Source organism: Achromobacter sp. Marseille-Q0513, assembly GCF_018195695.1.
Lineage (GTDB): Bacteria > Pseudomonadota > Gammaproteobacteria > Burkholderiales > Burkholderiaceae_B > Achromobacter.
Window position 1 is genome coordinate 46,492 of record NZ_JAGTJY010000023.1, and the last position, 6,634, is coordinate 53,125.

At 69.0% G+C, this 6,634-nt stretch carries 6 protein-coding genes and 1 other RNA gene; all 7 read right to left on the reverse strand.

Features of this window, described 5'->3' with window-relative positions; genetic code table 11:
- Positions 1–18: 18 nt before the first annotated feature.
- Positions 19–825, reverse strand: coding sequence for an ABC transporter ATP-binding protein (locus KDH83_RS07680; RefSeq protein ID WP_212314115.1), 807 nt, complete (start codon positions 823–825; stop codon positions 19–21).
- Positions 818–1,858 carry an ABC transporter substrate-binding protein gene (locus tag KDH83_RS07685; protein ID WP_212314121.1) on the reverse strand — a complete coding sequence of 347 codons (1,041 nt, stop codon included), beginning with the start codon at positions 1,856–1,858 and terminating at the stop codon, positions 818–820. Before KDH83_RS07685 ends, KDH83_RS07680 begins: the two co-directional genes overlap by 8 nt.
- Complete coding sequence (locus tag KDH83_RS07690; RefSeq protein ID WP_103275752.1) at positions 1,839–3,128, reverse strand: CoA transferase; 1,290 nt, start codon at positions 3,126–3,128, stop codon at positions 1,839–1,841. The genes KDH83_RS07685 and KDH83_RS07690 overlap by 20 nt, the downstream gene beginning before the upstream one ends.
- Before the next feature lie 83 nt (positions 3,129–3,211).
- The gene (gene recR / locus KDH83_RS07695; protein WP_103275753.1) at positions 3,212–3,820 is read right to left on the reverse strand and encodes a recombination mediator RecR; all 609 of its coding nucleotides are present in this window, start codon (positions 3,818–3,820) and stop codon (positions 3,212–3,214) included.
- 54 nt (positions 3,821–3,874) lie between these two features.
- Complete coding sequence (locus KDH83_RS07700) at positions 3,875–4,201, reverse strand: YbaB/EbfC family nucleoid-associated protein (RefSeq protein ID WP_103275754.1); 327 nt, start codon at positions 4,199–4,201, stop codon at positions 3,875–3,877.
- Positions 4,202–4,249: 48 nt separating this feature from the next.
- Entirely contained in the window at positions 4,250–6,406 is a 2,157-nt protein-coding gene (locus KDH83_RS07705) for a DNA polymerase III subunit gamma/tau (protein WP_212314122.1), read from the reverse strand.
- A gap of 119 nt (positions 6,407–6,525) precedes the next feature.
- Positions 6,526–6,623: signal recognition particle sRNA small type (ffs, locus tag KDH83_RS07710), an RNA gene on the reverse strand.
- Positions 6,624–6,634 lie beyond the last annotated feature (11 nt).

Consider the following 6,634-nt stretch of genomic DNA (forward strand, 5'->3'; position numbering starts at 1 on the left):
GCGCTTCGGGGGGGGGGATCATTTCCTTTGCTGGGCATAGCCTTTCAGGACCTCTTCGCGCAGCACGCCCCAGATCGCGGCGTGCAGTTCGACGAAACGCGGATGCGTGCGCACCTCGGCCACGTCGCGCGGACGCGGCAGGTCGATGACGAACTCGCCGATCGGATGCGTGCCGGGCCCGGCCGACAGCACCACCACGCGGTCGCTCATGGCGATGGCCTCGTCCAGGTCATGGGTGATGAAGAGCACGGCCTTGCGCTTGGCCATCCACAGGTCCAGCACCTCGTTTTCCATCAGCTGGCGCGTCTGGATGTCCAGCGCCGAGAACGGCTCGTCCATCAGGATGATGTCGGGATCGCGGATCAGCGTCTGCGCCAGCATCACGCGCTTGCGCATGCCGCCGGACATCTGGTGCGGATAGCGGTCCTCGAAACCGCCCAGGCCGACGCGGCGCATCCATTCGCGGCCACGCGCCTCGCCTTCCTGGCGCGGCACGCCGGCGAAATCCAGGCCGGCCATCACGTTGTCCAGCGCGCTGCGCCACGGCAGCAGCGCCTCGCCCTGGAACATGTAGCCGGCGCGGGCATTGATGCCCGACAGCGGCTGGCCGAAGACCTTGACCTGCCCCGACGACGGCGCCAGCAGGCCGGCGCCGACGTTCAGCAAGGTGGACTTGCCGCAGCCGGTGGGGCCGACCACGGACACGAACTCCCCTGGCGCGATGGCCAGGGAGGTGTCGCTGACCGCGGTGTAGCGTTGCGAGCGGTCGTCGCGGGAAACAAAGGTGCAGCTGATGTTTTCCAGCGCGAGCGCGGCTTCAGCCATTGGGGTACTTCTCGTTGGCGCGGCGCGCGAAATCGTTGGTCCAGACCTTCGAGGCGTCGATCTTGGCGGCGTCGAAATCGGCCTGGTAGGCGGCCAGCGCCTTGAGCGCGGTGGCCGCGCCGTCCTCCGGGATCAGCCCGTCGGGCGACAGGCCTTCCAGGCTCTTGGAGATGGCGGTCTTGTACACGGCCGGGTCGCCCAGCAGATAGCTTTCGGGCACGACCTTGGCGATCTCATCGGGGCCGGCCTTCTGGATCCACTTGTCTGCGCGCACCAGCGCGTTGGCCAATGCCTGGGTAGTGTTGGGATTGGCGTCGATGAAGGCCTGCGGCGCGTACAGGCAGCCGGCCGGCATATTGCCGCCGAAGATCGCCTGCGTGTCCTTGAGCGTGCGGGTGTCGACGATGATCTGGATCTCGCCCGGCATCTCCAGCATGGACACCACCGGGTCGGTATTCGAGATGGCGTCGATCTGGCCGCTGCGCAGCGCGGTCACCGCGCCCGCGCCGGCGCCCACGCCGATGATGGACACGTCGGATGCCTTCAGGCCGTGCTTGGCCAGGAAGAAGTTGACCACCATGTTGGTGGACGAGCCCGGCGCGGTCACGCCGATCTTCTTGCCCTTGAGGTCCGCCGGGCCCTTGTAGCCGGGCATGGCCTTCTTCGACACGCCCACGCCGATCATGGGCGCGCGGCCCTGCAGCGCGAAAGCGCGGTAGAACTGGCCCTTGGACTGCATGGCCAGCGTGTGCTCGAAGGCGCCCGACACCACGTCGGCGCTGCCGCCCACCACGGCCTGCAGGGCCTTGGAGCCGCCGGCGAAGTCGGCGATGCTCACGTCCAGCCCTTCGTCCTTGAAATAGCCCCGCGCTTCGGCGATGGATAGCGGCAGGTAGTAGATCAGCGGCTTGCCGCCGACGGCGATCTGAACCTTGGTCTTTTCCAGCTTCTGCGCGCGCACGATGGCGGGGGCCATGCCCATGACGCCGGCGGCGCCGGCCATCTTGAGCAGATCACGACGAGTGACTGTCATTGCTTGTCTCCTGGTTCTCGGGCCTACCGATGGCGCCGGTCTTCGCCAGCTCGTCGATAGCCGCTGAATCATACCCCAGCGATTTCAGGACTTCCTCGGTATGTTCCCCTAATTCCGGCCCGATCCAGCGCGTGCCGCCAGGGGTTTCGGACAGCTTCGGCACCACCGCCGGCAGCTTGACCGGCGAGCCATCGGTGAAGCGGTGCTGCTCGATCATGCCGCGCGCCAGGAACTGCGGATCGGCGAACATGTCGGCCACGCTGTAGATCTTGCCCACGGGCACATCGGCCCGTTTGAGCGTGCCCAGCGCCTCGTCGATGTCGCGTCCGCCGCACCATTGCTGGATGGCGCCGTCGATCTCCTCGACGCGGCGGGCGCGGCCGTCGTTGCGCGCCAGGTCGGGATCGGCGGCCAGGTCCTCGCGGCCGATGGCCTGCATCAGGCGGCGGAAGATGGCGTCGCCGTTGCCGGCGATGACCACGTTCTGGCCGTCGCGGGTGGTGTAGGTGTTGGAGGGCACGATGCCCGGCAGCGCGCCGCCGGTGCGCTCGCGCACCACGCCGGCCACGTCGTACTCGGGCACCAGGCTCTCCATCATGTTGAACACGGCCTCGTACAGCGCCACGTCCACCATCTGGCCCTGCCCCGCCCGGCAGGCCTCGCCGGCCTGGCCGTTCCAGCGGCCGCCGGTGGCGTCGCGGTGGCGCAGCGCCATCATCGCGCCGATCACGCCATGCAGCGCGGCGATCGAATCGCCAATGGAAATGCCGACCCGCAAGGGCGGCCGGTCCGGATGGCCCGACACGTAGCGCAGGCCGCCCATGGATTCGCCGATGGCGCCGAAACCCGGCTGGTCCTTCATCGGCCCGGTCTGCCCGTAACCGGACAGCCGTACCATGATGGTCGCGGGATTCAACGCGCGCAGCTGCTCGTAGCCCAGGCCCCACTTCTCCAGCACGCCGGGGCGGTAGTTCTCGACCACCACGTCGGCCTCCAGCGCCAGTTGGCGCGCGATGTCGCGGGCGCGCGGATCCTTGAGGTTGAGCGCGATGGAGCGCTTGTTGCGCGCCTGCACCGACCACCACAGCGAGTTGCCCTGGTGCAGATGACGCCAGCTGCGTATGGGATCGCCGCCGCCCGAGCCGTCCGGGCCGTGCGGGGTTTCCACCTTGATGACGTCGGCGCCGAATTCGCCGAAGATGCGCGCCGCGAATGGGCCCGCGATGAGCGTGCCAAGTTCCAGGACTTTCAGCCCTGTCAAAGCCGACATGGTTTGTCTTCCTCTGGTGGATGACGCCAGCCACGGTACATTGCCGCGGCCGTGCGCCGCGTCGCCTGGGCGACGCGATAGGTCTAGGTGCTCTTGCGCTCCATCAGTGCCCAGGCGATGGTGCCGGCGTCCACGTATTCAAGCTCGCTGCCCGCCGGCACGCCGCGCGCCAGTCGCGTGACCTTCAGCCCGCGCTCGGACAGGGCCTCGCCCAGGAAGTGGGCGGTGGTCTCGCCCTCGGCGGTGAAGTTGGTGGCCAGGATGACTTCCTGCACCACGCCGTCGGTGGCGCGACGGATGACGCGGTCGAAATCCAGCTCGCGCGGGCCGATGCCCTCCAGCGGCGCGACCCGGCCCATCAGCACGTAGTACAGGCCACGGTAGCCGTGGCTGGACTCGATCATGTTCTGGTCCGCTGGCGTCTCGACGATGCACAGCAGCGAGGGATCGCGCTTGGGATTGGCGCAGGTGGAGCAGATCTCGTCTTCGGTGAAGCTGTTGCAACGCGCGCAGTGACGCAGGTTCTGCACCGCGCCGGCCAGCGCCCGGCCCAGCATGTCCGCACCCTGCAGATCGTGCTGCATCAGGTGGTAGGCCATGCGCCGGGCCGAACGCACGCCCACGCCAGGCAGGCGCCGCAGGGCCTCGATCAGCGAGACCAGTGGTTCGGGTTCAGGCAGTTGGGGATCCATGACGCGGCGGCCTCAACCAGGCTAGTCAGTTGTCCGTGGCGCGGGCGCGCGACATCAGAAGGGGAACTTCATGCCCGGGGGCATGGGCATGCCGGCGGTCACCGACGCCATCTTTTCCTGCGAGGTCGCCTCGGCCTTGCGCAGCGCGTCGTTGAACGCCGCGGCCACCAGATCTTCCAGCATGTCCTTGTCGTCGCCCAGCAGCGACGGGTCGATGGCGACGCGCTTGACGTCGTGGCGGCAGGTCATGGTGACCTTGACCAGGCCGCCGCCCGAGGCGCCCTCGACCTGGATCTCGGCCAGCGCGTCCTGCGCCTTCTTCATGTTTTCCTGCATCTGCTGCGCCTGGCGCATCAGGCCGGCCAGTTGTCCTTTCATCATGGCGATGTTCCTTGAACTAAGGGGTGTGATCGGGAATGTGCCGCCGCGTTAGCGGGCGGCGGGGGCGTCCACGTGGCGGACCGAACCGGCCACCACCTGGCCGCCGAAATCGGATACCAGGGCCTGCACGAAGGGATCGACAGCGACCGCGTCCTCGGCGGCCTGCTGGCGCGCGGCGCGCTCGGCCTGGGCCACGGCATGCGCGGTGGCGTCACCGACCGCGCCCACGTCCACGTCCAGCCGGATGCCCTGGCCGAAGTGTTCGCACAGCACGGTCTGCAGGCGCACGCGGCTTTCGCTTTCGGCCAGCGTCTTCACGGCCACGCGCAACACGATGGCATCGCCGTGCACGCCTGCCCATTCGCTCTGGCGCGCCAGCTCGGCCGCCAGGCCGGTGACCGGCAGGCGCGCGGCCAGCTCGGGCCAGGAAGCCTGCGTCATGTCGGCGATGCGGGCGCGGGACTGGCGCTTGCGCGCGGGCGGCGCTTCGCGGCGGACCGGCGCGGCGGCGGCCGGCGCGGCCGACGAAGGCGCGCTGGCCAGCGTTTCGAATTCATCATCCGGATCGGACGTGAAGCCGCTTTCCGGCACGAAGCCGCCTTCGGCTTCGTAGGGAATTTCCTCGTCGACCCATGACGGCGGACCGTCGGGTTCATCCTGCGCCGGCGCGGGCGCCGTGACGGCGGAGACCACCGGCGTCACGGCCAGCGCGGCGGCGCCGGGCTTGGCTTGTACGGCGGCAGGCGCGGCATCGGGCAACTCTTCCCAAGGCGGCACGCCTTCCGGCGCGGCGGAAGGCTCGGCCGGCGCGGCCTGAGCCACGGACGCCACGCTCGCGGGTTCCTCCGTGGCTGGCGCGGCAGGCATGCCGGATTGCGGGGCAACGGCCTGGGACGCGGCCGCTTGCGGCGCGGCGGCCTGCGTCGGCTGCGCGGGCGCAACGGATTCAGGCGCGGCGACAGGAGCAGGGGCCGGCGCAGCCGGCGCTTCGACCTGTGCCGCTTGCGGGCGCGGCGCAGCCACAGGCGCCGGCGTAGAAACCGGCGCGGCGGCTGCCACGGCGGGTTCGGCCGTCTGGCGCGCCGGCGCGGCCGGCGCTTCCAGCGCGGTCTGCGGGCCGGCCTCGCCGTTCAGCGCCAGCATGCGCAGGCAGGCCATGATGAAGCCGGCGTATTCGTCGGGCGCCAGCGTCAGCTCGCCGCGGCTGTGCACGGCGACGGAATAGAACAGCTGGACGGCGTCCGGATGCAGGGCCTGCGCCAGCCGCGAGATATCGGCGGCCAGCGGGTCTTCCGCCGGCGTGACGCCGGTCACGCGCTGCTCGATCGCCACGCGCGAGAGCAGCACCGCCAGGTCCGCCAGCGCGCCGGCATAGGACAGGCCGCGGATGGCCAGCTCGTCGGCCACGGCCAGCACGCCCTTGGCGTCGCCCGTGGCCAGCGCGTCCAGCAACCGCACCAGATGACGCTGGTCGATCGTGCCCAGCATGCCGCGCACGGCTTCTTCGGTCAGGTTGCCGGCGCTGTAGGCGATGGCCTGGTCGGTCAGCGACAGGGCATCGCGCATGGAGCCGGAGGCCGCCTGGCCGATCAGGCGCAGCGCGGGAATCTCGAAGCCGACCTGTTCCTGGCCCAGCACGGCCTGCAGATGGCCGACGATGGAGTCGGCCGGCATCTGCTTCAGGTTGAACTGGAGGCAGCGCGACAGCACGGTCACCGGGATCTTCTGCGGATCGGTGGTCGCGAGGATGAATTTGACGTGCGGCGGCGGCTCTTCCAGCGTCTTGAGCATGGCGTTGAACGCATGCCCGGTCAGCATGTGGACTTCGTCGATCATGTAGACCTTGAAGCGGCCCGCGCCCGGCGCGTAGACGGCCTGCTCGAGCAGCTGGGTCATTTCCTCGACGCCGCGGTTCGAGGCCGCGTCCAGTTCGAGGTAGTCGACGAAACGGCCGGAATCGATCTCGGTGCAGGCGCGACAGACGCCGCAGGGCTTGGAGGTGATGCCGGTTTCGCAGTTGAGCGACTTGGCCAGGATGCGCGACAGCGTGGTCTTGCCCACGCCGCGGGTGCCGGTGAACAGCCAGGCGTGATGCAGTCGCTGGGTGTCCAGCGCGTGCGTGAGCGCGCGCACCACGTGATCCTGTCCCACGAGGGTATCGAACGATCGCGGCCGCCACTTGCGGGCCAGTACCAGATAAGTCATGGCTGGATTGTAGAGCCTTTGCAAGAGCCGTTGCCTACCCCCGCGAAATGCAAAGGGGACGGAATCATCTTCCGGGGAATCCCCCGTGGAAAATAACCCCGTCCCCTTTGCGAAAACCGGTTGGCGAGCCTGACTCCGGCACTGACCCTAAACGACTATGGCTGCTTCGTTCCCGACCTGACCAGGTTCACCGTCGAACCATGCGGAGGGGCCCGCCAGCACGAATTC

Bases quoted from the DNA above. Each gene is read 5' to 3' on its own strand.
- KDH83_RS07680 (WP_212314115.1), bottom strand. From the start codon at position 825: ATGGCTGAAGCCGCGCTCGCGCTGGAAAACATCAGCTGCACCTTTGTT.
- KDH83_RS07700 (WP_103275754.1), bottom strand. From the start codon at position 4,201: ATGATGAAAGGACAACTGGCCGGCCTGATGCGCCAGGCGCAGCAGATG.
- KDH83_RS07690 (WP_103275752.1), bottom strand. From the start codon at position 3,128: ATGTCGGCTTTGACAGGGCTGAAAGTCCTGGAACTTGGCACGCTCATC.
- recR (WP_103275753.1), bottom strand. From the start codon at position 3,820: ATGGATCCCCAACTGCCTGAACCCGAACCACTGGTCTCGCTGATCGAG.
- KDH83_RS07705 (WP_212314122.1), bottom strand. From the start codon at position 6,406: ATGACTTATCTGGTACTGGCCCGCAAGTGGCGGCCGCGATCGTTCGAT.
- KDH83_RS07685 (WP_212314121.1), bottom strand. From the start codon at position 1,858: ATGACAGTCACTCGTCGTGATCTGCTCAAGATGGCCGGCGCCGCCGGC.